Below are 26,940 nucleotides of genomic sequence, written 5' to 3' on the forward strand. Positions count from 1 at the left end.
AGAGAAGACCGCTTGCCCATGTCTATTTCATCGCCACGCCGTCCATTGTTACGCCTCTTTTTATTGGGCCTGTGTGCCTGCCTGCTGAGCCCGTTGGCCAGTGCCGATCAGGCCAAACGTCTGCGCATCGGCATCACCCTGCACCCTTACTACAGCTATGTGGCCAACATCGTCGGCGACAAGGCCGAGGTGGTGCCGCTGATCCCGGCCGGTTTCAACCCGCATGCCTACGAGCCACGGGCCGAAGACATCAAACGCATCAGCGGGCTGGATGTGATCGTGCTCAACGGCGTTGGCCATGACGACTTCGCCGACCGCATGATCGCCGCCAGCGAAACGCCAAACATCAAAACCATCGAAGCCAACGAAAACGTGCCGTTGCTGGCGGCCACCGGGGTTGCCGCGCGCGGGGCCGGCAAAGTGGTGAACCCGCACACGTTCCTGTCGATCAGCGCTTCCATTGCCCAGGTCAACAACATTGCCCGCGAACTGGGCAAACTCGATCCAGACAACGCCAAGACCTACACCCAGAACGCCCGCGCCTACGGCAAACGCCTGCGGCAGATGCGTGCCGACGCCCTGGCAAAACTGACGCAAGCGCCGAACGCGGAACTGCGCGTGGCCACGGTGCACGCGGCTTACGACTATCTGCTGCGTGAGTTCGGCCTGGAAGTGACCGCCGTGGTCGAGCCGGCCCACGGTATCGAGCCGAGCCCAAGCCAGTTGAAGAAGACCATTGACCAGTTGCGTGAACTGCACGTGAAAGTGATCTTCTCGGAGATGGATTTCCCGTCCACTTACGTCGACACCATCCAGCGTGAGTCCGGCGTCAAGCTGTATCCGCTGTCGCACATTTCCTACGGCGAATACACCGCCGACAAGTACGAAAAGGAAATGACCGGCAACCTCAACACCGTGGTGCGGGCGATTCAGGAGTCTGGCGCATGACTTCCAGAGAAACGATCTCGACCGAGCTCCAGTCCCCTGTGGGAGCGAGTCTGCTCGCGAAGGCGCCGGGCCAGCCAACATCTTTATCGAATGACACACCGCATTCGCGAGCGGGCTCGCTCCCACAAGGATTGGGACCGACTCTGGATTTTGCGGAAGTCTCTCTGACGCTCGGTCGCACGACAATCCTCGATAACGTCACCTTTCAGGTGCAACCCGGCAGCGTTCACGCCCTGGTCGGCCCCAACGGTGGCGGCAAGAGTTCGCTGATCAAGACCCTGCTCGGACAAATGCCCCATCAGGGCCAGCTCAGCCTGCAATGGCCCGGCGAACCCGGCACCATCGGTTATGTACCGCAGGCGCTGGAATTCGATCGCGGTCTGCCGATGACCGTCGACGATTTCATGGCTGCCATGTGCCAGCGGCGACCGGCGTTTCTCGGTTTGAGCAAGCGTTACGCCGGCGCGATTGGTGAAGCGCTGGAACGCGTCGGCATGCAAGACAAACGCAAGCGCCGCATGGGTGCGCTGTCTGGCGGTGAGCGACAGCGGGTGCTGCTCGCCCAAGGGCTGATCCCGGCGCCGCAATTGCTGGTGCTGGATGAGCCGATGTCGGCCCTCGATGAAGCCGGGATTCAGGTATTCGAACGTCTGCTCGGCGATTGGCGTGCAGCGGGCATCACCGTGCTGTGGATCGAGCACGATCTGGAAGCGGTTGGGCGTCTGGCCAGCCGTGTCACGGGTCTAAACCGCCGCATGCTGTTTGATGCCTCACCGCAAGAGGCGCTGACCCCGGAACGTCTGCTGACCTTGTTCTCGACCCATCCACGGAGCGCTGCCTGATGAGTTACGAAGCCTTTCGTTTGATGGTGCAAGGCTGGGCCTCGTCCGGGTATCTGCCGGAAGCGCTGGCCTACGGTTTCGTGGTCAATGCGTTGCTTGCCGGCTTGCTGATCGGCCCGGTGCTCGGCGGCCTCGGCACGCTGGTGGTGGTCAAGCGCTTCGCGTTCTTCTCCGAAGCGGTGGGCCATGCGGCACTCACCGGTGTAGCCATCGGGATTCTGCTCGGCGAACCTTACACCGGGCCCTACGGCAGCCTGTTCGGCTACTGCCTGCTGTTCGGCATCCTGCTCAATTACCTGCGCAACCGTACCGGTCTGGCACCGGACACTTTGATCGGCGTATTCCTCTCGGTGTCACTGGCACTGGGCGCGAGTCTGCTACTGATTCTCGCGGGCAAGATCAACGTGCACATTCTCGAGAACGTGCTGTTCGGTTCGGTACTCACGGTTAACGGCAACGATCTGGCGGTATTGGCCATCGTCGGTTCGCTGGTCATGGCGTTGGCCCTGCCGCTGTACAACCGCATCATGCTCGCCAGTTTCAACCCGCAACTGGCGGCGGTGCGCGGGGTGGCGGTGAAGACTCTGGATTATCTGTTCGTGATTCTGGTGACGCTGATCACCGTCGCAGCGGTGAAAGTCATCGGCGCGATTCTGGTCGGCGCGCTGCTGGTGATTCCAGCGGCGGCGGCACGTTTGCTCAGCCAGTCGCTCAAGGGCTTCTTCTGGTGCTCGGTGTTGATCGCCACGGTCAGCACACTGTGCGGGATCCTCGCGCCGATCGTGTTTGATCTGCCGATTCCGTCCGGCGCCGCGATCATTCTGGTCGCCGGCATAGCCTTCGCCCTCGCCGCCATTGCGCGCGGGGTTGTCCCGAGCCTGAAAGGGAATCTTGGATAAATGATTTTTTCACTGCGCAAACTGACCTTGGCCATGACCCTGTGCGGCGTGATCTGCACGCCGTTGATGGCCGCCGAAAACACTAAACCGCTGCGAGTGCTGGCCTCGTTGCCGATCACCTATGGCTTGGGCGAAGTGCTGCTCAAAGGCACTGACGTCCAGCTTGAACGTGCGGCACCGGCGAACTTGCCGGGCAGCCGGCAGAACGCTTATTTCACCGGGCGCGGTGCACCGGCGCTGAGCAAGTTGGCGACGAGCGCCGATGCGGTGATTGGCGTGCGCTCGCTGTGGGCCGATGATTCGCTGTACCCGATCGCCCGTCGCAGCAATATTCGCATCGTTGAAGTCGATGCGGCGCGCCCGGTCGACGGCGCCCTGCCGGGCATTGCCGTGCAACCGGATCTGAAGGTTGATGGTTTGAACAGCCAGCCATGGCTGGCGAGCAACAACATGGGGCGCATGGCGGACGTGATGGCGGCGGATCTGGTGCGCCTGGCACCTAGCGCCAAGCCTGCGATCGAGGCGAATCTGGCGACGTTGAAGCAGCGTTTGCTGAAGCTCAGCGCCGACAGCGAGGCGCGGTTGGCGAGTGCCGACAATCTGAGTGTGATGAGTTTGAGTGATCACTTTGGTTATCTGATCGGTAGTCTGAATCTGGAGCTGGTTGGCCAGGATCCACGCCCTGATGCGGAATGGACGCCGCAGGATCTGAAAAAACTGACGGCGACGCTCAAGGACAATGATGTCGCGGTGGTCCTGCATCATCGACAGCCATCGGACGCGGTGAAAGCGGCAATTGCCGAGTCGGGCAGTCATCTGGTGGTTTTGAGCACCGATGCGGCGGATCCGGTGGCGGAGCTGGAAGGCAATGTTGATTTGCTGCTCAAAGGGCTGAGCGGAGCTTAGTTTTAGCCGAAACCGCGTTATCGTTCTTCGCGAGCAAGCTCGCTCCCACATTGGATCTGTGTCGTTCACAACTCACCTGTGGGAGCGAGCTTGCTCGCGAAGAGGCCTGACCTGACAACACAAACTCCAGCCATGAAAAAACCCGCTGACTGTTTCCAGTCCAGCGGGTTCTTTTTGCCCGGCCGCTTATTGCGCGGCGGTCTGGGCTTCCATCTTCTGACGCAAACTCAGCGGACGCATGTCGGTCCAGACTTCTTCGATATAGGCCAGGCATTCCTTTTTCAGGCCGCTCTTGCCCACGGTGCGCCAGCCTTGCGGCACGGCTTTGTAGTCCGGCCAGATCGAGTATTGCTCTTCGTGGTTGACCACGACCTGAAAGAGGATGTCCTCGCGGTCGAATACTGACGTCATGCTGGTTCTCCATCGTTATAAGGGTGGGCTGCACGCTGAGTGCAGCCGGGTATGTAGAAAGAACGTTCGGCGCGGCGAAAAATTTACAGCGCAGCGGTGGCAGCGGCCAAAGCACGGCCAAAGATTTCCGCGACACGGTCGATTTCGGCGGCAGTGATCACCAGCGGCGGCAGGAAACGTACTACTGCGCCATGCCGACCGCCCAGCTCCAGAATCAGCCCACGCTTGAGGCATTCGCGCTGGACCAGCGGCGCCAGTCGTGCGAACGCCGGCGGATGACCGAGCGCATCCGGTGGGCCGTTCGGCTCGACCAGCTCGACGCCGAGCATCAGGCCGCGACCACGAATGTCGCCCAATTGCGGGAAGTCCCGTTGCAGGATGCGCAGGTGCTCGCTGAGGCGCTCGCCCATGGCAGCAGCGTGTTCGCAGACCTTGTGCTCAACCAGATAACGCATCACCGCAGAACCTGCCGCCATGGCCATTTGATTGCCACGGAAGGTGCCGGCGTGCGCGCCCGGCTGCCAGGTGTCGAGCCAATCTCGATAGACCACCACGGCCAACGGCAGGCTGCCGCCGATGGCTTTGGACAACACCACCACATCCGGGGTGATACCGGCGTGTTCGAAGGCAAACATCTTGCCGGTGCGGGCGAAACCGCTCTGGATCTCGTCGACGATCAACGCCACGCCGGCCTTTTCGGTGATCCGGCGCAAGCCGCGCAGCCACTCGATGTCCGCCGGAATCACACCGCCCTCGCCCTGCACCGCTTCGACGATCACCGCTGCGGGCAGTTGCACGCCGGCTTCCGGGTCGTTGAGCAAGTTTTCCAGATAGCTCAGGTTAGCCCTCACGCCCGCCGCGCCACCAAGGCCGAACGGGCAACGGTAGTCGTACGGGAACGGCATGAACTGCACCCCATGGCTGAGCAACGCACCCAGCGGTTTTTTCGGCCCCAGGCTGCCCATCAGGCTCAGCGCGCCCTGGCTCATACCGTGATAACCACCGGAGAACGACAGCACGGTGCTGCGCCCGGTCGCCGTGCGTACCAGCTTCAATGCCGCTTCCACGGCATCGGTGCCGGTCGGCCCGCAGAACTGGATTTTCGCTTGCGCCGCCAGGGCGGGCGGCAGCAGGCCGAACAGGTCCTGGACGAACTGATCCTTGACCGGTGTGGTCAGGTCGAGAGTGTGCAGCGGCAATTCATCGGCCAATACCTGCTGGATCGCTTCGATCACCACCGGGTGGTTATGCCCCAGCGCCAGCGTGCCGGCCCCGGCGAGGCAGTCGATGAACGTGCGCCCTTCAACGTCTTCGACATACAGGCCTTTAGCGCGCTTCAGTGCCAATGGAATGCGTCGTGGATAGCTGCGCGCGTTGGACTCCTGCCGGGCCTGACGAGCCAGCAATGGCGATTCGTTGAACTGGTACAGCGTTTCGGCCGGCGCCGAGGTAACCCGGGCCGACGACTCTTCGATAAGGCTGGTGGCGACTGACATCTCTCGACCCCTCAATTGGCTATGGATAGTGACCAAAACAGCACACCGGACAGGTGCGCATTCCAATCGCGGAGCGCACTTGCAGGTTTTCCTGTTCTGGAAACGCTTAAGGGGCCTGAGGATTTAGCCCGTGATCGTGTTGTCAGGCCGGCGCTGCCAACGACTTATGCATGGGTAGGGTCTGCACGCCTTGGTATTCGACGGGCGGCGCTGACTCGCGATAGCCCAGACGGCGATAAAAAGCACGGCCGGTGCGCGTGCTGTTGAGGGCCGATTGAGCAACGTCGCGAACCCGCAACCAGCCTTCCAGATCGTGCATCAGCGCCCGCCCGACGCCCCGGCGAAAGGATTCCGGCTGCACGTAACACAGGGAAATGTCACCACTGGCCTGTGCCATACCGACACCGACCGGTTTGTCCGCCAGTAAAGCCATGCATAAATAGAAGTGCGGGTCGGCGAGGCGGGCGCTGATGAAGTCGGCGGATTGCTGAGTGATCCAGGTGCTGACCCGTATCGGATCGTTACGGTGGTCGAGCGCACAACCGATACGGATCGAACGTTCGATGATGCGGCTGATGATGCCGGCGTCGGCCAGTGTGGCGGAACGAATGCAGATGGGTGCTTCCATGGCGCAATTCCCTCAATCCATTGAGTCAAAGCTGCGTGGACCTTACCCCCACCCCTGCCGGATAGCGAATGTCGAAAAGTTACATTTGATGTTCCAACCCATCCGCCCTTGTGGGAGCGAGCCTGCTCGCGAAAGCGTTTTGTCAGCCACTTGGATGCTGACTGTGCCGCCGTCTTCGCGAGCAGGCTCGCTCACACAGGAGATTTGTGGTCAGGTCAGACAGGCTGCAATGGCATGGTCAGCTCGACGCGCAGGCCATCCGGGCGGCTGTCGAAATGCAGGGCGCAGTCGCAGCGCTGAACGATCGCCTGGACAATCGCCAGGCCAAGGCCGCAACCGGTGCTCTGGCCGTTGCGCCAGAAGCGTTGGGTCAGGTGTTGCAGATCATCCGGTGCAATGCCCGGGCCATGATCACGCACGACAAACCGCACGCGGTTGCCAATGGTTTCCAGACTCAGTTCGACCGCGCAGTCCTCAGGGGTATGGCGCAAGGCGTTGTCGAGCAGATTGCGCAGCGCCGCGATCGACAGCACCGCCGGCATGTGCAGCGGTGCAGCGCTAAGCCCGGCCGGCAGTTGCAGTTTGATGCGCTGGTGCTCGCCACCGGTGGCGTCCTGGATCGCCAGGCGTGCCACTTGCTCGGCGCTGCACTGCGAACCGTCATCGAACGACAGACTGCCCTCGACCCGCGCCAGCAACAACAACTGTTCGAGGGTGCGATGCAAGCGATCGGCGCCCTCCTCGGCCCGCGCCAGTGACTGATCGCGGGCGCTGCCGTCGGTCATGCGCGCAACTTGCAGGTGGGTCTTGATCGCCGTCAGCGGGCTGCGCAGTTCATGTGCCGCGTCACCGGTCAGACGGCGCTCACGCTCGATGGTCTTGCCGATGCGTTGAAACAACTGATTTTGCGTTTCCAGCAGCGGCTTCAATTCGCTGGGAAAGGTCTGGATCTGCAACGGCTCGAGCGAGTCGGCATTGCGCCGCATCAGCGCCTCACGCAGACGGTTGAGCGGCGCCAGCCCCTGGCCGATGCCCAGCCACAACAGGCACAGACAGCCGAGCAGCGCCACGCCCACCGGCACCGACGCCGCCAGCAGGATCGACATGTTCAGGGCTTCGCGCTCAATCTGCCGGTCGGCCGTGGTGATGCGCACATCGCCCCGGGCCAGGGTGAAGCTGCGCCACGGCGCGCCATCGATCATCTGGTCATGGAAGCCCATTTTCTCGGCTTCCAGCGCTTGTTCGGGATTATTGTGACTGCGCGCGAGTATTTCCCCGCGCAACGAGCTGACCTGACAGGCCATGCCGCCGGGGATATTCAGTTGTTCGGCACTGAAATGCGTGCCCTCGCCTTTGCTCGGCAGTGTCGGCAACTGTTCCAGCAGCCCGGCCACCATGCGCGCCGAGGCCACCAGACGCTGGTCGAGAGAGAACATCATCTGATTGCGCAGGTCACTGAGCATCCAGGCCGCCGCCAGCGCCCAGATCAGCGCAAACGCAGCGCCGAGGGTCAGGCTCAGGCGCAGTCGCAGGCTCATCACTTGCCTTGATCTCCACCGTCGGCCGGGCCGAGGCGATAGCCCAGACCGCGCACGGTTTCGACGATGCCTTTGCCCAGTTTGCTGCGCAGGTGATGGATGTGCACGTTCAGCGCGTTGCTTTCCAGTTCATCGTTGAAGCCGTAGACGCTGTCCTTCAATTGCTCGGTGGACAGCACCCGGCCACGATTGTGCAGCAGCGCCTGCAACAGCGATTGCTCGCGGCGCGACAAGTCCACCGGTTGCCCGGCCAGGGTGGTTTCGCGGCTGCTCGGATCGTACGTCAGCGCGCCATGCTCGATCAGGTTGACGCTGCGCCCGGCAACCCGGCGCAACAGGGTTTGCAGGCGGGCGAACAGTTCGCGCAGATCAAACGGCTTGAGCAGGTAATCGTCAGCCCCGGCCTGCAAGCCGTCAACGCGGTCGGTGACCGAGTCGCGCGCGGTCAGGATCAGCACTGGAATCTCCAGGCCACTCTGACGCAGTTGTTGCAGCAACTTGAGGCCATCTTCGTCGGGCAGGCCAAGATCGAGCACCATCACGTCGAATTCGGCGACTTTAAGTATCGCGCGGGCCTTCGATGCCGTGTTGACGTGTTCGACGGTCAGGCCTTGGGCACTGAGTCCCGCAACAATACCGCTGGCGATCAGTTCATCGTCTTCGCAAACCAGTACGTGCATGGGTACTCCGGAAACAAAAAGGCGAGTGAAACAGGCGAGGATTAAGGCGCAATTATGGCCGTCACCGACGCATACGGGAAGCCGGGCGCAAAAGCCGGTGCCGCCCGATTGCGCAAACCTATAGTCACGCCGCATTAAAAACTTCTCCCCACGAATAAAGAAACAATTCCTCCCTTTGTAAGACGCCTTCAATCATTTAGTTTTCAGCTGGCGATTACCTACAACTTTTAAAAGGACTTAATGAACATGCCTCAACTAAAAAACTTCGTCGCGATCGATTGGCGCTCCGGCCCCGACCGTATTTATTTCTTCTTCAAGGACAGCGACACCTATTCTCGATTCGATCTCGCTGACAACAAGGTATCCACCAACTACCCCGCCCCGGTTACCGATAGCTGGGACAGCTTTGGTCCTTATGCCAAAGGCTTGCGTTTCGGACTGACAACCACTTCATTCGGCTGGAACACCCCGACCGATGAAGATATTGCCTGGTTGTTCTTCTATCAGGGAACAACACCCGTGGTGTGTAAATACAATCAAGACAAAGACAAGGTCGATGCCTTCTATAAAGTTTCCGATTCAATCTGGAAGCCAATACTGCCCTACTTCGACAAAATCATCGCAGGCACCTGGTTTCAACTAACCGGTCACCCGTTCCTGTTCAGATTCATCCTCAACGATGGGCACTATCTATCGTTTAACTACAAGGCAAAGACCCTGACTTACAAATCCTTCGGGGATCATCAACTTGGCGCGCTGCAACCGTACAAGGACCGGATCATCACGGCAGCGCAAAATGACCGGACTTTTGCCGACAGCTACTGGTACATCTTCCTGACCAACAACCAATACCTGACTTACAACATTCAGTCCGACCGTCTAGTCTCCGGCCCACAAACCATCAATGACGAGAACTGGCCCGGACTGCTGCGCGGCTGATTGGCCGAAGCCGGAGGGCCTTGTAGGATACGGTTAATTATCGGTTAATCGCCGCCGCCCATTCTGCGTCTTACTTGCACAGGGACAAGGCTCCTCCATGCGTCATTTTTTTCTTTTGTTTGCTCTGCTGATCTCCAGCCTGGCCCAGGCGGGGAACAATCCATTTGAGTCAAAACCGGAGTTTCTGCCGGTCGACCAGGCATTCGTGCTCACATCCGAACGCCTCGAATCCGGTGAAACGCAGTTGTTCTGGCAAATCACCGACGGTTATTACCTGTATCAGAAACGCCTGAAATTCGAAGGGCTGAGCGCAGAGCAACAGCCCGCGCTGCCTGAAGGCGAATCCCACAGCGACGAGTTTTTCGGTGAGCAACCGGTCTATCGCCAAGGTCTGGAAATTAAAATTCCAGCCTCCGCCACGGGGCAGATCAAGGTCGGCTATCAGGGCTGTGCCGATGCCGGCCTGTGCTATCCACCGCAAACCCGGGTCATCGACCTGGGCGGTAAAGCGCCAGCCACGACAACACCGGCGGCGACAGCGGTAACAACGACAACGAACGACCAGGCACCGGATCAAGCCCTGGCCAGCAGCCTGCAAGAACACGCGTTGGGCTGGAGCTTGCTGGCGTTTTTCGGTTTCGGCTTGCTGCTGGCATTTGCGCCGTGCTCATTGCCGATGCTGCCGATTCTGGCCGGTATGGTCGTCGGCAGTGGTGCCACTCCGCGTCGCGGATTCGTACTGGCCGGCAGTTATGTGATTTGCATGGCGCTGGTGTATGCAGCGATGGGCGTGATTGCCGCGCTGCTCGGCGCGAACCTGCAGGCATGGTTGCAAAATCCATGGCTGCTGGGGACCTTTGCCGCGATCTTCGTGGTGTTGGCGTTGCCGATGTTTGGCTTCTTTGAACTGCAATTGCCGGTGGCCCTGCGCGATCGCCTGGAACACGCCTCGCGCAGTCGCAGCGGTGGCAGCGTGATCGGTGCTGGAGCGCTCGGTGCATTGTCCGGTCTGTTGGTCGGCCCGTGCATGACCGCGCCACTGGCGGGTGTCTTACTGTATATCGCGCAGACCGGCAACGCGCTGCACGGTGGTTTGATTCTGTTTTCGCTGGGCATCGGCATCGGTGTGCCGCTGCTGTTGCTGGTGACCGTTGGCAATGGCTTTCTGCCCAAACCCGGTGCGTGGATGAACCTGCTCAAAGGCGTGTTCGGATTCTTCTTCCTCGCCACTGCGCTGGTGATGTTGCGCCCGGTGCTGGATGCGTCGTTATGGCTGGGCCTGTGCGGTGCGCTGCTGTTGATCGCCGCGTTCTGCGCCTGGAAACAGTCCGAAGGTTTTGGCCGCGTTGCGCAGTTGTTCGGCGCCAGTTCGCTGCTGCTCGGGCTGTGGGGCAGTTTGCTGGTGATTGGTGCGGCGGGCGGCAGCGATGATCCGTATCAACCGTTGCAGGTCTACAGTGCCGGTCGTGCTGGCGCCACCGCGCCTTCGGGTCATGAAGCGTTCACCACGATCAAGGAGCCGGCGGCGCTGCAACGCGAACTCGATGCCGCCAAGGCTCAGGGTCAGTGGGTGCTGCTCGATTACTACGCCGACTGGTGCAAGTCTTGCCTGATCATGGAGAAGCAGGTGTTTGGCAAGGACAACGTGATGCAGGCGCTGAGCAACGTGCGCCTGCTCAGGCTTGATGTCACCGACGACAATGCCGCCAGCGCTGAACTGCTCAGCCGCTACAAAGTGCCGGGACCGCCGACGTTCATCTGGATCGGTGCTGATGGTCTGGAGCGCCGCAGCCAGCGCATCACCGGCGAAGTCGACGCCGAGACATTCCTGCAACACTGGACTGCCACCCGAGATGCCCATTAATGCTGACTTTCACCCTCGGCACCTTTGCCATCGCGCTTAACCACCTGCTGCTGATCAGTGCCCTGGCGCTGGCAACCTTTGTCGGCTGGCGGGTGGCCAAGCGTGGCGGTGATAACCCCGAGTCAGCATTGTTCAGCCTGTTTCTGCTGGGCATGCTCGCGGCGCGAATTGCTTTTGTGCTGCTGTACTGGTCGCACTATCGCAATGACCCGTGGCAGATCATCGATTTGCGCGACGGTGGTTTCCTCGCCTGGCCAGGGGTAATCGTATTGTTGCTGGTCGCCCTGTATCGCGGCTGGCGCCGTCCAGGGCTGCGTCGCCCGTTGGGGTTTGGCGTGGCCAGCGGCCTGGCGTTCTGGCTGTTGGCGACACTGTCGTTGAACCTCTACGAACAAGGCACCCGGCTGCCGGACATCTCCCTGCGCAATGCGGCCGGGGAAACCATTCAGCTCCGTGATTATCAGGGCGGTCCACTGGTGATCAATCTGTGGGCGACCTGGTGCCCGCCGTGCCGGCGCGAGATGCCGGTGCTGGAAAACGCTCAGATGCAACGCCCGGACCTGACCTTCCTGTTCGTCAACCAAGCCGAAAGCATGCAGAGCGTGGCGACGTTTCTCGAAACCCAGGGCCTGAGCCTCAATAACGTGCTGTTCGACCGCAGTGGTCGGCTGGGTCAGGCCGTCGGTTCCATGGCATTGCCGACTACGCTGTTCTATAGCCCTGACGGTCGGCTGCTGACCAGCCACCTGGGTGAGCTGTCCAACGCCAGCCTGGCGCGCGCGCTGGAAAACTTCGCCGCCCCAACCCCGAATTCGAACCCGGCCACTGCACCGGCCACCTCTGCAAGGAAACTGCCATGCCCCGCCTCCGCCACCTGCTGACGCTGACTCTGGGCACCGCCCTGCTGCACTTGCCGTCGGTGCAGGCTGCTGAAGAGTTGCCTGCGGCGATCAAACAGATCGAAGCCAAAGGCGCGAAAATCGTCGGCCAGTTCGATGCGCCCGATGGTCTGCGCGGTTATGCGGCGCAGTATCAGAACCGAGGCATGGCGCTGTACCTGACCCCTGACGGCAAACACGTTTTGCTGGGTAATCTGTACGACGCCGACGGCAAGGATCTGAGCAGCGAGCCGCTGCAAAAACTGGTTTACGCGCCGATGGCCAAGGAAGTCTGGGCCAAATTCGAGGCGAGCAATTGGATTCAGGACGGCAACAAGGATGCACCGCGCACGGTGTACCTATTCAGCGATCCGAACTGCCCGTACTGCAACATGTTCTGGGAACAGGCACGGCCATGGGTCAAGGCTGGCAAGGTGCAGTTGCGGCACATCATGGTCGGCATTATTCGTGAAGACAGCCCGGGTAAATCGGCCGCGTTGCTGGCGGCGAAAGATCCGGCCAAGGCCCTGGAAGATCACGAGAAGGCTGGCAAGGGCAGCTCACTGAAAGCGCTGAAAGATATTCCGGCGGCCGTGCAGAGCAAACTGGCAGCGAACATGCAACTGATGGAAGACCTGGATTTGCAGGCGACGCCGGCGATTTTCTACATGGATGACAAGGGTGAGTTGCAACAGCAGCAAGGTGCGCCTTCGCCGGACAAGTTGGCGAAGATTCTCGGGCCTAAATAATTCCGGGTTTGTTGGCGCCTGAAATGACGCCTTCGCGAGCAGGCTCGCTCCCACAGGGATCGAATGTGTTCACAGACTCTGTGTTCAATGCGGTCACTGTGGGAGCGAGCCTGTCTCCGGACGGCGTTCCGACGAAGAACGATTACTCGGTCTAACGGTTGCGCTCGCTGAGGAAGGTAAACAACACCTCGGTGACAAACTGCGGATTCTCCAGATTGGAGATATGCCCCGCTTCCGGCACCAACACCCACGGGCAACCGATCAACTCGGCCATTTCCTTTGCTTCGGACGGCGGTCGCGGCTTGTCCTGATCGCCGCACATTACCAGCGTGGTCGCTGCGTTCAATTCGCCCAGCCGTGGCAACAAATCATCACGGCCAAAGGTGATTCGCCCCATCGGCACGATGCTTTCGCGCAGCCGATCCGAAGAGTACGCCGCCAGTTTCGCGCGGAAATCCTGATACAGCGCCGACTGCGGATCGATGCCCGGACGGAAGAAGATCGGTACGACGATATCCAGTAGTTGCTCGGAGATTTCGCCGGTTTCCTCAATTTGCTTGAACAGCGAAAAGTAATACTGACGGGTGGGTTCAGGTTCGACGCCGACGTAGGTATCCATCAACACCAGACCGTTGATCCGCTGCGGTGCCGACAACGCCAGACGTACACCCCACATGCCGCCGACCGACAGGCCAACCAGCGTGACGCGGTCGATATCCAGATGATCGAGCAGGGCCTGCGCCTGACGGGCGATGTCGTCCAGGGATGTTGTGCCCTCAGGTAACTGTCCCGATTCGCCATGGCCCCACAAATCCAGTGCAATCACCCGATAGTGTGGCGATAACGCAGCGATCTGCGGTGCCCACATCGCGTGATCCCACAGATAGCTGCCGGCCAGCAACACTGCCGGACCAGTGCCTTGATCAATGTAATGCAGCGCTTGTCCGTCCACCGTGAAAAAAGGCATCGACCACCCCCGCGACAAAAAGAGAACCGGCAGACTGAGCTGCCGGTTCTTTATCGTCAACCTTGGAAATGTACATGAATGTACCGGCCTCATCGCGAGCAGGCTCACTCCTACATTTTGGAATGCGTTCCCCTGTAGGAGTGAGCCTGCTCGCGATGAGGCCAGTGCAGACACTAGAGAATCAGAGGCCCTCCAGCTCCGCCATCAGATCATTCAACCGATCAACCTTCTCCTCGGTGATATCACTCGCCGCCAGTCCATCGATGTACTCAGCCAACTCCTCCACCGTGCTGCACTCGAACATCGCTCGCAGCGGCACATCGCGCTGCAGGGTTTTCTGCACCCGCGAGGCGATCTGCGTCGCCAGCAACGAATGCCCGCCCAGCTCGAAGAAGTTGTCGCGTACACCGACCTTTTCGACCTTCAGCACCTCAGCCCAAATATCAGCCAACGTCTGTTCAAGATCATTGCGCGGGGCCAGATAATCCTCGCTCTGCAACTGGCCGATCTCCAGCGCCGGCAAGGCTTTGCGATCGAGCTTGCCGTTGGCGTTCAGCGGCATTTGCTCGAGCCACAACCAGTGCAGCGGCACCATGTACTCTGGCAGTTCGGCGCGCAGGCGCTGCTTGATCCGCTCCAGGCGTTCGCTCGGATTGAGTGCTGAATCGGCCGCAACCAGATAACCGACCAAGTGTTTACCGTTGACGCCCTCCTGCACAGCGACCGCGCCATCGCGCACTTCCGGCTGTTCATGCAGGCGCGCTTCGATCTCACCCAGCTCGATGCGATAGCCGCGAATCTTCACTTGGTGATCGACCCGGCCAACGTACTCCAGCACACCGTCGCTGCGACGCCGCGCCAGGTCACCGGTGCGATACAGACGCTCGCCCGGCGCACCGAACGGGTTCGGCACAAACACCGGCGCGGTGCGCAGCGGATCGCTGACATAGCCGCGCCCGACGCCGGTCCCGGCAACACACAACTCACCCACCGCGCCCAACGGCACCAGTTCCAGCGCACCATCGACCAGATAGAGCAAGTTGTTGTCGGTCGGCGTGCCGATCGGCAAGTAACTGCCGCGCGTCGACGCCATGTCGACACGGAAGAACGCCACGTCGTCCGAGCACTCCGCCGGACCGTACGCGTTGACCAAACCAATGTCCGGATAACGCCGCAGCCATTGGTGCGCCAGCTCCGGCGGCATTGCTTCACCGGTCGGCAGCATCCAGCGCAAGCCATCAAGACTCAGACGCTCCGAGGCGAGCATGCCTTGAATCAGCGATGGCACACTCTCCAGCACGGTGATGCCCTGCGCTTGCACATGCACCAGCAAACCTTGCGGATCGTGGGCGATGGTGTTCGGCACGATGTCCACTCGCGCTCCGAACAACGGCGCGGCAAGGAACTGCCAGACCGAAATATCGAAGCTTTGCGAAGCGGTCTGCGCAATCACATCGGCCTCGCTCAGTTGCAGATACGGCACCTTGCTCAACTGGTTATTGAGCATGCCGCGCTGTTCGACCATTACGCCTTTCGGCAGGCCGGTCGAACCCGAGGTGTAGATCACGTAAGCGAGGTTGTCCGGGCCGCTGTAAATGCCGAGGTTCTGCGCCGCTGTCGCTGCCGCTTGAATCTCTTCCCAGACCAACAAGCGCGGGCGATTGGCGCAGCTGAATTCATCCAGCAAGGTCTGCGCCTGTTCAAAGCATGCTTTGGAGCAGACCAGCACCGGCGTGCGGCTCAATTCGATGATGCGTTGCAGACGCTGGCTCGGCAGGCCCGGATCCAGCGGCAGATAACCCGCGCCAGCCTTGAAGCTGCCGATGATCATGCCGAGCAGATCGAGGTTACGTTCGCCGAGCAAGGCCACCGGTTGATCCATTTGCACACCGGCGGCGACCAGTGCATGGCCGAGACGGTTGGCGTTGTGGTTCAGCTCGGCATAGCTCTGTTGCTGATCCAGGCAACTGGCGGCGATGCGCTGCGGATGCGCGACAACCTGCGCTTCAAACAGCGCCACGTAGCTCTGCTCCAGTGGATAATTGTGGGCACTCTGGTTGCAACCGTGCAGCAAGAAGTCCTGTTCCTCGGCACCCAGCAGCGGCAGATCGGCCATGTCGCCATGGAAGCCATCGACCAGCGCCAGCAGCAGACGTTTGAACTCGCCGAGCATGCGCTCGATGGTCGATTCGTCGAAATAACGCTGGTCGTACGACAGGTGCAGACCGAGGTCATCGCCCGGATAACACACCGCCGTCAGCGGGAAGTTGGTGTGGGTACGGCCCGAGTCCGAGGTCGCATTCAGGCTCTGCGCACGGTCCAGTACCGAGACTTCCACCGGGGCATTCTCGAAGACGAACAGGCTGTCGAACAGCGGCTGGCCTTTCGGCAATTCGCTTTGTTCCTGAATGTTCACCAGCGGTAGGTATTCGTACTCGCGCAGTTGCATGTTGCTGTCGAGCAAACCACTGAGCCACTGACGCACGCTGCTGCGCTGATCGTCCCCGGGCATTTTCACCCGCAGCGCGATGCTGTTGATGAACAGACCGACGGTGCGTTGCATCTCCGGCATGTCCACCGGACGCCCGGCCACGGTGACGCCGAAGAGCACGTCACGATCACCGCTCAGGCGCCGCAGGACCAAGGCCCACGCCGCTTGGGCGAAGGTGTTGATGGTCAGTTGATGCGCCTGGGCCAGTTCCCGCAGACGCGCACCGTCCTCGACATTGAGGCGGGTGTAGCGGTCGCCGACGACCATGCCGCCGCTTTCACCGGCATGTTCACGCAGGAATGGACGGTCGCTCGGAATCGGCGTGGTGCGCTCGAACCCTTGCAGGTTCTGCTGCCACCACTGCCGCGCTTCGGCGAGGCTCTGGCGTTGCAGCCAGCCGATGTAATCGCGGTAACGCGGTGGTACGGCGAGTTGCGCTTCACGACCCTCACCCAGCGCGGTGTAAATCTCGAAGAAGTCGTTCATCAGCAACGAGCGGCACCAGGCATCGATGAGGATGTGGTGGTTGCTCATCATGAACCAGTAACGCGACGCGCCGACCTTGATCAGGCGCAAGTGGAACGGCGCCTGATTGAGCAGATCGAAACCGGCCTCGCGCTCGCTTTTCAGCAGGGCTTGCAGCTTCGGTTCCTGCTCGTTTTCAGCGATGGCGCTCCAGTCCAGATATTCGATTGGCGTACGACCCGGCGTATGAATCACTTGCAGCATGTCTTCGCCAACGTTCCAGCAGAACGAGGCACGCAGCGCTTCATGACGGGCGACCACCGCTTGCCAGGCCTGAGCGAAACGCTGCGGGTCGAGTTCGCTGTTGATGCGGTAGCGATCCTGCATGTAGTACAGGCCGGTGCCCGGTTCGAGCAAGGTGTGCAGCAACATGCCTTCCTGCATCGGCGTCAGCGGATAGACGTCTTCGATGTGCGCGGCCGGCACCGGCAAGGCATCGAGTTGCGCCTGAGTCAGCCTGGCCAGCGGGAAGTCCGATGGCGTCAGGCCGCCGGCCTCGTCTTGCAGGCAATGGGCGATCAGGCTTTGCAACTCACCGAGGTAAGCGTCGGCCAGATCGTTGATGGTCTGCGCGTCATAACGCTCGCCGCTGAAGGTCCAGCGCAGGAGCAATTCACCGCCGTAAACCTGGCTGTCGATGCTCAACTCGTTGGGCAATGGCGCCTGCGGATCGTGCGCGGCACCGACCGGCTCGTCCAGCGGACGGAACAGCGCATCGCTGCCGAAGCTCTGGTCGAACTGGCCGAGGTAGTTGAAGGTAACCGGCGCCTGCGGCAGCGCGGCCATGCTGCGCTGGCTGAGGTCATCGGCGAGATAACGCAGCACGCCGTAGCCGAGGCCTTTGTGCGGCACCGCGCGCAGTTGCTCCTTGATTGCCTTGATCGAAGCGCCCTGCCCCGCAGCTTCTTCGATGTTGTGCGGGGTCAGACGCAGCGGGTAAGCGCTGGTGAACCAGCCGACGGTGCGGGTCAGGTCGATCTCGTCGAACAGGGTTTCGCGGCCGTGGCCTTCCAGTTGAATCAGCGCCGACGGTTGACCGCTCCAGCGGCACAACACTCGGGCCAACGCCGTCAACAGCAGGTCATTAACCTGCGTGCGATAGGCCGCCGGAGCCTGTTGCAACAACTGTTTGGTGTGCTCGGCATCGAGGCGCACGCTGACGGTTTGTGCGTGACGATTCTGCTGGCCGCCCTGCGGATTTTCGCAGGGCAGATCAGCGTTCGGCCCGGCCAGTTGGGTCTGCCACCAGTCGAGTTCTTCGCGCAGGGATTCGCTGCCGGCGTAGGCCTGCAAACGTGCCGCCCAGTCTTTGAAGGCACTGGTTTTCGCCGGCAGTTTCACCGCTTGTTCGCCGTCGAGTTGGCGATACACGGTTTGCAGATCATCGAGCAGAACGCGCCACGACACGCCGTCGACCACCAAGTGATGGATGGCGATAAACAGGCGTTGTTGATCTTCAGGGCCATCGACCAGCACGGCACGCACCAACGGGCCTTGTTCAAGATCGAGACTGCGCTGAGCATCAGCGAACAGTGCTTCACACTTGTCCATCGAGGTCACGCGCACTTGCCACAACACCACCGCATCGGAGGCTGGTTGATGCGTCGCTTGCCATTGGCCGTCGGCCTCGGTGAAGCGCAGACGCAAGGCGTCATGCTGCTCAATCACCGCCAGCAGCGCCTGCTCCAGTCGATGCGGTTCCAGCGCCACAGTTGGCTCCAGCAACAACGCCTGGTTCCAGTGCTGACGTTCAGGGATTTCCGTGTCGAAGAACCAGTGCTGAATCGGCGTCAGGGCCGATTCGCCAGCCACCAGGCCTTGCTCGGCCGTCACCTGCTCGGTACGACTGGCCACAGCGGCGAGGGTTTGCACGGTCTGATGCTGGAACAGATCACGCGGGCTGAAATGAATGCCTTGCTGCCGCGCGCGGCTGACCACTTGAATCGACAGAATCGAGTCGCCACCGAGTTCGAAGAAATTGTCGTTGAGGCCGACCTGCTCGACGTTGAGTACTTCGCACCAGATCTGCGCCAGGGTCTGCTCCAGTTCGTTACTCGGCGCGACGTAGTCCTGACGATTCAACTCAGGGTCCGGCGCAGGCAACGCGCGGCGGTCGAGTTTGCCGTTGGCGGTCAGCGGCGTGCTCGCCAGCAGAATCAGGTGAGTCGGCACCATGTAATCCGGCAGTTGTGCCTTGAGGTGCGCCTTGAGGGCGTCGCGCAGTTCAGCCTGACGGGCTTCACTTTGCTCGGCAACCTCGGTCACGAGATAGCCAACCAGTTGTTTGCCGCTCGGGGCATCCAGTGCGAGCACCACAGCTTCGCGGATCGACTCGTGATCGAGCAGACGCGTTTCGATTTCGCCCAGTTCGATACGGAATCCACGGATTTTCACCTGATGGTCGATTCGTCCCAAATATTCCACCAAACCATCGGCACGCTGGCGCACCAGGTCACCGGTGCGATACATGCGCCCGCCATCGGTGGCGAATGGGTCAGCGACAAAACGCTCGGCGGTAATGCCCGGACGGTCGTGATAGGCCTGGGCCAGACCGGCGCCGCCGACGAACAATTCACCGGTTGCACCTTGCGGTACCAATGCCAGATCGGCGTCGAGAATGTACGCCACGCGTGCGCCAATCACGCTGCCGATCGGCACACTGCCAGCACCCTCTTCCAGCACCTCCGGCGCCAGACTGGCCAGGGGCATGACCACGGTTTCGGTCGGGCCGTAGGCATTGAAGAACATTGCCGGTTGGAACGCCGCGCGAATCCGTTGCAGGTGCTCACCGGTCAGCGCTTCGCCGCCGGTGATGATCATCCGCACCGGCAAGATCTCGTTTTGCGTCGAGAGGAACTGCGCCAACTGACTGCCGTAGCTCGGGGTAAAACCAAGCACGTTGATTTTATGCGTGCGGATCAAATCGCAGATTTCTTCCGCGTCCCACTGCCCCTGCGCACGTAACACCACTTGCGCGCCACTGAGCAACGGCACCAACAGGCGCTCGGTCGCCGCGTCGAAGTTGATCGAATAGAAGTGCAGTTCGCAGTCGTCGGGGCGCATGGCAAACCGCTTGATCACCGCTTGGCAGTGCATGGCGATTTCGCCGTGGGAGACCACCACGCCTTTTGGTTTACCGGTGGAACCCGAGGTGTAAATCAGGTACGCCTGATGCTGCGGCAGGCTGATAAACGGCAGCTCGCGAGCCGGGTAAGCGGCGAGTGCCGCGCTGTCTTCTTCCAGACACCAGCGCGCCACACTTGACGGCAGATCGCCAAGGGCTTTGAACATGGCGCGATCACTGAGCAGCAGGCCGATGCGGCTGTCTTCGATCATGTAATGCAGACGGTCGAGCGGGTATTCCGGGTCCAGCGGCACATACGCACCGCCAGCCTTGAGAATCGCCAGCAGGCCGACGACCATTTCCAGCGAACGCTCCAGCGCCAGGCCGACCCGCACCTGCGGGCCGACACCGCGCTCACGCAAGGCCCAGGCCAGACGATTGGCGCGGGCGTCGAGTTCGGCGTAGCTCAGGGTCTGCCCGGCGAAGGTCAGGGCCGGCGCGTCTTTGCGGGCCAGCGCCTGTTCGGCGAACAGGTGATGAATGCACTGATCGAGACGATGCTCGCCCGACTCGATGCTGAGGCTGTCGAGCAGGTGCTGTTGCTCAGGTGCATCGAGCAGCGGCAATTCACTGAGGCGCTGTTGCGGATCGGCGATCAGCGCTTCGAGCAGATTGCGCCAATGCTTGGCCATGCGCGCGATGGTCGGCTCGTCGAACAGATCGGTGCTGTAAGTCAGGCAGCAACCGAGGCGATGGTCGAGGTCGGTGACTTCCAGGTTGAGGTCGAACTTGGTCGCTCGTGCATCGTTGGCCAGGTACTCGACGGTCATGCCGGCGAGCATGCGGCTCTGCTGGAATTCCCAGCGCTGCACGTTGCACATCACCTGAAACAGCGGGTTGTACGCAGCGCTGCGCGGCGGTTGCAAGGCTTCAACCAGATGATCGAATGGCAGATCCTGATGCGACTGGCCTTCGATCACGGTGTGACGCACCTGCTCGAACAGTTCGCCGACCGACATCATGCCGTCGAGCTGGCAACGCAGCACTTGGGTGTTGAGGAACGCACCGATCAACCCTTCACTTTCCGGGCGAATGCGGTTGGCCACCGGCGCGCCAATGCGCAGATCGGTCTGGCCGCTATAGCGGTAAAGCAGCGTCGCGAGTGCGGCGGTCATGGTCATGAACAGGGTCAGACCGTTTTGCGCATTGAACGCACGAACCCGCGCGGCGAGGTCGTCGCTGAGGTCGAAACGGAACAGCTCACCCTGATGGCTTTGCACTGGGGGACGCGGACGGTCCCCCGGCAATTCCAGCAGCGGATGTTCACGACCGAGTTGCGCGGTCCAGTAGTCGAGTTGGCGCTGACGCTCGCCGGATTCCAGCCAGTTGCGTTGCCAGACGCTGTAGTCGAGGTACTGCACCGGCAGCGGCTCAAGCGGCGAATCACGGTCATCGACAAAGGCTTCGTACAGCGCACTGAGTTCCCGGGCGAAAATATCCATCGCCCAGCCTTCGGTGACGATGTGGTGCAGAGTCAGGACAAAGTAATGTTCGTGCTCGGCAGTCTTCACCAGACAGGCGCGCAGCAGCGGGCCGGTTTCCAGATCGAACGGCAGATGCGCTTCTTCGTCGGCAAACTGCTGAACCTTCTGCTCACGCACATCAGCGGCAAGTTTCGAGAAATCCTTCCAACCCATGCGCACACCGGTTTCGCCATGCACCTGCTGACGGGCGACGCCGTCGACGCTCGGGAAGGTGGTGCGCAGGGTTTCGTGGCGCAGGATCAGCGCTTGCAACGCGGCCTCGAAACACTCGACATGCAACACGCCGCGCAGGCGCGCCATGCCGCCAACGTTGTAGGCCGGGCTGTCCGGTTCCATCTGCCAGAGGAACCACATGCGCTGTTGCGAGTACGACAACGGCACCGGTTGGCTGCGATCGACCTTGTCGATCGGTGGCTGTTTGTTGGTGCGACCGCTGGCCTGGATCAAGCGGATTTGCTCGGCGAAATCTCCGAGTTCGCTGTGCTCGAACAAGGCACGCAACGGCAGTTCGACGTCGCAGGCCTGACGGCTGCGCGAGATGATTTGCGTGGCCAGCAGCGAGTGGCCGCCGAGGGCGAAGAAGTCGTCGCGCAGGCCGACTTGAGGCAGCCCGAGCACTTCACGCCAGATCGCGGCGATCTGCTGTTCCAGTTGAGTCACCGGTTCGACGTGTTCGCGCACTTGCCAATGCGGCTCGGGCAAGGCGCGGCGGTCGAGTTTGCCGCTGGGGCTCAGGGGCATGGCATCCAGACGCATCAGTTGCGTCGGGACCATATATTCCGGCAGCTCGGCGGCCAGCGCGGTTCTCAGCCGGGTGATTTGCTCGTCAGGATTTTCACTGGCATCGGTCGCGGCAAAGTAGCCGATCAGCTGCGCACCGGCAGCGGTTTCGCGCACCAGCACCACGGCTTGGGCGACGCCGTCCTGGGCGAGCAAGCGTGCTTCGATTTCTTCCGGTTCAACGCGGAAGCCACGCAGTTTGACTTGCTGATCGAGGCGGCCGAGGTATTCGATCACGCCATCGGATGTCCAGCGCGCGCGGTCGCCGGTGCGGTACAACCGGGCGCCCTGCTCGCCCAATGGATCGACCACAAAGCGTTCAGCGGTCATCGATGGACGACCAAGGTAACCACGAGCCAGGCCGATGCCGCTGATGCACAATTCACCCGGCACACCGGCCGGCAGCGGATTGAGATCGGCGTCGAGCACGCGGCAGATCACGTTGCCCAGCGGACGACCGATCGGCGAGCGCTCACCATCGGCAGTGGTGCAATGCCAGTGGGTGACGTTGATCGCGGTTTCAGTCGGGCCGTAACGGTTGTGCAATTGCACCGCCGGCAGTTGCGCGAGGATGCGGTTGCGCAGTTCGGCGGGCAGCGCTTCGCCGCCGGAGAACACCCGGCGCAGGCTGGTGCATTCGGCGCTCAGTGGTTCGTCGATGAACAGCGCGAGCAGCGGCGGTACAAAGTGCAGCGTGGTCACGCCATAGGCCTGAACCAGCTGGGCGATGCGATGCGGATCGCGATGTTCGCCGGGGCCGGCAATCAACAGACGCGCGCCGGTGATCAGTGGCCAGAAGCATTCCCACACCGACACGTCGAAACTGATCGGTGCCTTTTGCATCAGCACATCGGTTTCATCGAGGCGGTAGGTGTTCTGCATCCATTGCAGACGCTCGGCCAGTGCCGCGTGGGTGTTGCCGACGCCTTTCGGCTGGCCGGTGGAACCCGAGGTGTAAATCACATAGGCGAGATTATCACCGTGCAGGTGCAGACCCGGTGCCTGGCTCGGCCAGTTTTCCAGGTGCAGCGCGTCCATGGCGATCACGCTGACGCCGTCGCTGGCCGGCAAGCGGCCGAGCAATTCGGTCTGGGTCAGCAGCAGTTCGACGCCGCTGTCGCGGAGCATGTAAGCCAGACGATCGGCCGGGTAATCCGGGTCCAGTGGCACATAGGCGCCGCCGGCCTTGATGATCGCCAGCAAGCCGATCAGCAGTTGCGGCGAACGCTCGGCAGCGATGGCCACGCAGACATCCGGGCCGACGCCTTTGTCGCGCAGGTAATGCGCGAGGCGGTTGGCTTGCGCGTGCAATTCGGCAAAGTCGAGGCTGCCGCCGTCCCACACCAGCGAGGTGCGTTCCGGGGTCAGACGCGCCTGTTCGTTGAGCAGTTCTGGCAGCCATTGTTGCGCCGGGGTGCATGGCGCAACGCCCCAGTGCTGTTGCTGATCGTGCTCAGTGGCGGTCAGCAGTTGCAGATCACCGATGGCTTGCTCCGGACGTTCGCAGACGTCGCGCAACAGGTTGCTGAAATGCTCGGCCAGACGCTCGATGGTCGCCACATCGAACAGTTCGCTGGCGTAGTCGAACGACAGGGTCAGGCGACCGTTGCGGTCTTCTTCGCTGTGCAATTGCAGGTCGAACTTGGCTTCGCGGCTGTGCCACGGCAGTTCTTCGGCGAGCAGACCCGGCAGACGTTTGAGCGCACTCAGATCACGTTGCTGGTGGTTGAACATGACCTGAAACAGACCTTGTTCGCGGGCCTGCGGGAAGGCTTCGAGGAGTTGTTCGAAGGGCAGATCCTGATTCGCCTGGGCACCGAGTGCGGCGTTGCGGGCCTGGGCCAACAGCGCAACGAATGACAGGCGCGAATCGATCTCTGCTCGCAGCACTTGGGTGTTGATGAAGAAGCCGATCAGGCCCTGGGTTTCCAGGCGTGGACGGTTGGCATTCGGTACGCCGATGCGGATGTCGCGCTGACCGCTGTAGCGATGCAGCAGGCTCTGGAATGCCGCGAGCAACAGCATGAACGGGGTCGATTGCTGAGCCTGTGCCGTGTTACGGAGCGCATCGCTGAGGCTCGCGCCCAGACGCACGGTGTGGCGTGCGGCGCTGTGAGTTTGCTTGGCGGAGCGTGGGTAATCGGTGGCCAGTTCCAGCGCTGGATGCTCGTCGCCCAACTGCGCTTTCCACCAGGCCAGTTGCCGCGCGCTCTCGCCTTGCGCCAGCCATTGACGCTGCCAGCTGCCGTAGTCGGCGTACTGGGTTGGCAATGGCGCGAGGTTGGCCGTCAGCCCTTGCGAAGCGGCGGCGTACAGGCGCGAGAATTCATCGATCAGTACGTTCAGCGACCAGCCGTCGGCAATGATGTGGTGCAGCGTCACCAGCAATTGGTGATCTTCGTCGTCGAGACGCACCAGCGTCACCCGCAGCAGCGGACCTTTTTCCAGGTCGAACCGGGTGCGTGCTTCGTCTTCGCGGATTTGTTGCGCATGGGCCTCGCGCTCAGGCGCCGGCAAGTCGCTGATGTCGATCAGTTGCAGGTTGAATTTGGCGCCGACAGTCACTTGTTGCAGGGCCACGCCGTCGCGCTCGAAGAAACGCGTGCGCAGGGATTCGTGGCGTTCGATCAGTTGCTGGAAGCTGGCACGCAAAGCGTCTTCGTCCAGTTCGCCACGCAAACGCAGGGCACCGGGAATGTTATAGGCGCTGCTCTGTGGGTCGAGTTGCCAGGTGATCCACAAACGGTTTTGCGCCAGCGATTGCGGCATCGGCTCGCTGCGCGACAACGCGGTGATTGCACCTTGGGCGCTGCCGCCGTCCTGCTGCTGTTGCGCAACGGCTGCGGCGAACGCTGCCAGGGTCGGTGCTTCGAACAACAGGCGCAGGTTCAGCTCAAGCGCGAGTTCTTCACGCACGCGGGCGACCACTTGCGTAGCGGCGATCGAGTTGCCGCCGAGCAGGAAGAAGTGGTCGTCGGCATTGACCTGTTTGACGTTGAGTTGCTCAGCCCAGATCTTGCCGATCAAGCCTTCAAGTTCTGAGGCGCTGGTGACTGCATCCTGGCTTTCAACGGTGTTCGACGGGAACACCGCGTAGCTGTCGAGGCTGCCATCGGCCAGACGATTGCGGCACGCCGAGCGCTGCAATTTGCCACTGGAAGTTTTCGGCAAGGCGCCGGGATTAAGCAGCACCACCACGCTCGGGGCTTCCTGACAAGCCTCAGCCACGGCTTGGCGAATGGCTTTGATCAATGCCTCCGGCGGGAGGATTTTCTGCACGCTGCGGCTGATTTCCGCCGCGATGCCGATGCCCTCCTCGCCATCCTGATTGACCGCAAATGCAGCGACGCGACCCTTGCGCACCACTTCCACTTCGTTCTCGACCGTTTTTTCGATGTCCTGTGGATACAGGTTGTGGCCGCGCACGATCAGCATGTCTTTCAGGCGTCCGGTGATGAACAGCTCCGCGTCGCGCATGAAGCCCAGGTCGCCGGTGCGCAGCCAGGTGCGGCCGGCGTGCTGGACGAAGGTCTTGGCGCTCGCTTCAGGATTGCGCCAGTAGCCGTGGGCGATGCTCGGGCCTGCGGCCCAGACTTCGCCGACTGCGTTGTCGGCGAGTTCAACGAGTGTGTTCGGCTCGACGATCAACACCGCGTGTTCCGGCTGGCTGATACCACAACTCATGATTGGGCTGCCATCGCCCGGCTCGGCGCGGTTTTGTGCCAGCGCCTGATCGTCCACGCGCAGTGCCGGAATACCGGTGCCGCGCGGGGTGCCGGCGACGAACAGCGTGGCTTCGGCCAAACCGTACGAGGCCATGAAGCTGTGCTCACTGAAACCGCATGCGGCGAACTTCTCGGCGAAGCGCTCAAGGGTGTCGAGACGGATTGGCTCGGAACCGGAATAGGCCACGCGCCAGCGACTCAGATCGAGACGTTCCAGCGCCGACTCGCTGACCCGTTCGCTGCACAAGCGATAGGCGAAGTCCGGCCCGCCGCTGATGGTGCCGCCGTATTCGCTGATCGCCTCCAGCCAGCGCAATGGCCGACCGAGGAAGTACGCCGGCGACATCAGAATGCATGGCACGCCGCTGAAAATTGGCTGCAGCAGACCACCGATCAAACCCATGTCGTGGTACAGCGGCAGCCAGCTGACGATCACATCGTCAGGGTTCACGTCGATGCCGAAACCGTGACGGATCAGGAGCTCGTTGGCGACCAGATTGCCGTGGCTGACTTGCACGCCTTTGGGCAGTGCAGTCGAACCGGAGGTGTATTGCAGGAAGGCGATGTGGTCTTGCGGCAGGCTCGGTTCAACCCAGTTTTGCGCCAGTGTCTTGTCGAGAGTGTCGACACACAACAACGGCGGCGCACCCTCGATCTGCTGCAAGGCGTCGCGCAGGTCGGCGCTGGTCAGCAGCAGACGCGGTTCGGCGTCGGCAATGATCGACAGCAAACGCTCCTGATGGTGACGGCGCGCGGATTCCGGCGGATAGGCCGGCACTGCGATCACGCCGGCGTAAAGGCAGCCAAAAAAAGCCGCGACGTAATCCGGACCGCTGGGAAACAGCAATACCGCGCGGTCACCGAAGGCAGCCTCGGCTTGCAGCGCTGCCGCAATGGTGCGTGCGCGCTCATCCAGCTCACGATAACTGAGTACCACAGCCTGCTCTTCGTTTTCGGCGAGAAAACGCAAGGCCAGTCGATCCGGCGTCAGGGCCGCGCGGCGCTGGAGGGCTTGGACCAGGGTGCTGGGAAGTTCGAACGCGTCGGTCATGAGGTTTCCTGCCTG

Annotated in this window: 15 protein-coding genes; 8 read left to right on the forward strand and 7 right to left on the reverse strand. The window is 61.5% G+C overall.

Annotation, left to right across the window (positions count from 1 at the left end; genetic code table 11):
• Positions 1-18: 18 nt before the first annotated feature.
• Genes AB4O01_RS10750 through AB4O01_RS10765 form a run of 4 tightly spaced genes read left to right on the forward strand, consistent with a single transcriptional unit; the run spans position 19 to position 3,595 of the window.
• Positions 19-948, forward strand: coding sequence for a metal ABC transporter substrate-binding protein (locus AB4O01_RS10750; RefSeq protein ID WP_460091660.1), 930 nt, complete (start codon positions 19-21; stop codon positions 946-948).
• Positions 945-1,790 (forward strand): metal ABC transporter ATP-binding protein, encoded by an 846-nt coding sequence (locus AB4O01_RS10755; RefSeq protein WP_460091661.1) that lies wholly within the window; start codon positions 945-947, stop codon positions 1,788-1,790. The genes AB4O01_RS10750 and AB4O01_RS10755 overlap by 4 nt, the downstream gene beginning before the upstream one ends.
• Positions 1,790-2,689 (forward strand): metal ABC transporter permease, encoded by a 900-nt coding sequence (locus AB4O01_RS10760; protein ID WP_007917717.1) that lies wholly within the window; start codon positions 1,790-1,792, stop codon positions 2,687-2,689. Before AB4O01_RS10755 ends, AB4O01_RS10760 begins: the two co-directional genes overlap by 1 nt.
• A complete protein-coding gene (locus AB4O01_RS10765; RefSeq protein WP_460091662.1) occupies positions 2,690-3,595 on the forward strand; it encodes a metal ABC transporter substrate-binding protein in 906 nt (301 codons plus the stop codon).
• A 186-nt stretch (positions 3,596-3,781) separates the two neighbouring features.
• Here AB4O01_RS10765 and AB4O01_RS10770 read toward each other — a convergent pair whose 3' ends face one another.
• From AB4O01_RS10770 to AB4O01_RS10790, 5 genes are all read right to left on the reverse strand, one after another.
• Complete coding sequence (locus AB4O01_RS10770; RefSeq protein WP_186620653.1) at positions 3,782-4,006, reverse strand: MbtH family protein; 225 nt, start codon at positions 4,004-4,006, stop codon at positions 3,782-3,784.
• Positions 4,007-4,089: 83 nt separating this feature from the next.
• Positions 4,090-5,502 carry a diaminobutyrate--2-oxoglutarate transaminase gene (locus tag AB4O01_RS10775; RefSeq protein ID WP_460091664.1) on the reverse strand — a complete coding sequence of 471 codons (1,413 nt, stop codon included), beginning with the start codon at positions 5,500-5,502 and terminating at the stop codon, positions 4,090-4,092.
• Between the two features lie 142 nt (positions 5,503-5,644).
• On the reverse strand, positions 5,645-6,130 hold the full coding sequence (locus tag AB4O01_RS10780; protein ID WP_460091665.1) for a GNAT family N-acetyltransferase: 486 nt from the start codon (positions 6,128-6,130) through the stop codon (positions 5,645-5,647).
• A gap of 215 nt (positions 6,131-6,345) precedes the next feature.
• Entirely contained in the window at positions 6,346-7,668 is a 1,323-nt protein-coding gene (locus tag AB4O01_RS10785) for an ATP-binding protein (RefSeq protein WP_093435043.1), read from the reverse strand.
• Positions 7,668-8,348: a response regulator gene (locus AB4O01_RS10790; protein ID WP_034155191.1), complete on the reverse strand. Its 681-nt coding sequence runs from the start codon at positions 8,346-8,348 to the stop codon at positions 7,668-7,670. The genes AB4O01_RS10785 and AB4O01_RS10790 overlap by 1 nt, the downstream gene beginning before the upstream one ends.
• Before the next feature lie 246 nt (positions 8,349-8,594).
• Here AB4O01_RS10790 and AB4O01_RS10795 point away from each other — a divergent pair, with 246 nt between their 5' ends.
• The 4 genes from AB4O01_RS10795 (at position 8,595) to dsbG (ending at position 12,778) form a co-directional block, all read left to right on the forward strand.
• Positions 8,595-9,287, forward strand: coding sequence for a hypothetical protein (locus AB4O01_RS10795; protein ID WP_093435045.1), 693 nt, complete (start codon positions 8,595-8,597; stop codon positions 9,285-9,287).
• 97 nt (positions 9,288-9,384) lie between these two features.
• Positions 9,385-11,151 (forward strand): protein-disulfide reductase DsbD, encoded by a 1,767-nt coding sequence (dsbD, locus tag AB4O01_RS10800; RefSeq protein ID WP_460091668.1) that lies wholly within the window; start codon positions 9,385-9,387, stop codon positions 11,149-11,151.
• Complete coding sequence (locus AB4O01_RS10805; RefSeq protein ID WP_093435049.1) at positions 11,151-12,032, forward strand: TlpA disulfide reductase family protein; 882 nt, start codon at positions 11,151-11,153, stop codon at positions 12,030-12,032. The genes dsbD and AB4O01_RS10805 overlap by 1 nt, the downstream gene beginning before the upstream one ends.
• Positions 12,008-12,778, forward strand: coding sequence for a thiol:disulfide interchange protein DsbG (gene dsbG, locus AB4O01_RS10810; protein WP_116256557.1), 771 nt, complete (start codon positions 12,008-12,010; stop codon positions 12,776-12,778). Before AB4O01_RS10805 ends, dsbG begins: the two co-directional genes overlap by 25 nt.
• A gap of 151 nt (positions 12,779-12,929) precedes the next feature.
• On the opposite strand, the gene AB4O01_RS10815 is transcribed toward dsbG, so the two are convergent.
• Positions 12,930-13,745: an alpha/beta fold hydrolase gene (locus tag AB4O01_RS10815; protein ID WP_460091670.1), complete on the reverse strand. Its 816-nt coding sequence runs from the start codon at positions 13,743-13,745 to the stop codon at positions 12,930-12,932.
• Between the two features lie 181 nt (positions 13,746-13,926).
• Positions 13,927-26,925, reverse strand: coding sequence for a non-ribosomal peptide synthetase (locus tag AB4O01_RS10820; protein WP_460091671.1), 12,999 nt, complete (start codon positions 26,923-26,925; stop codon positions 13,927-13,929).
• Positions 26,926-26,940: the final 15 nt, after the last annotated feature.

Source organism: Pseudomonas sp. S2_E02, from assembly GCF_054668355.1.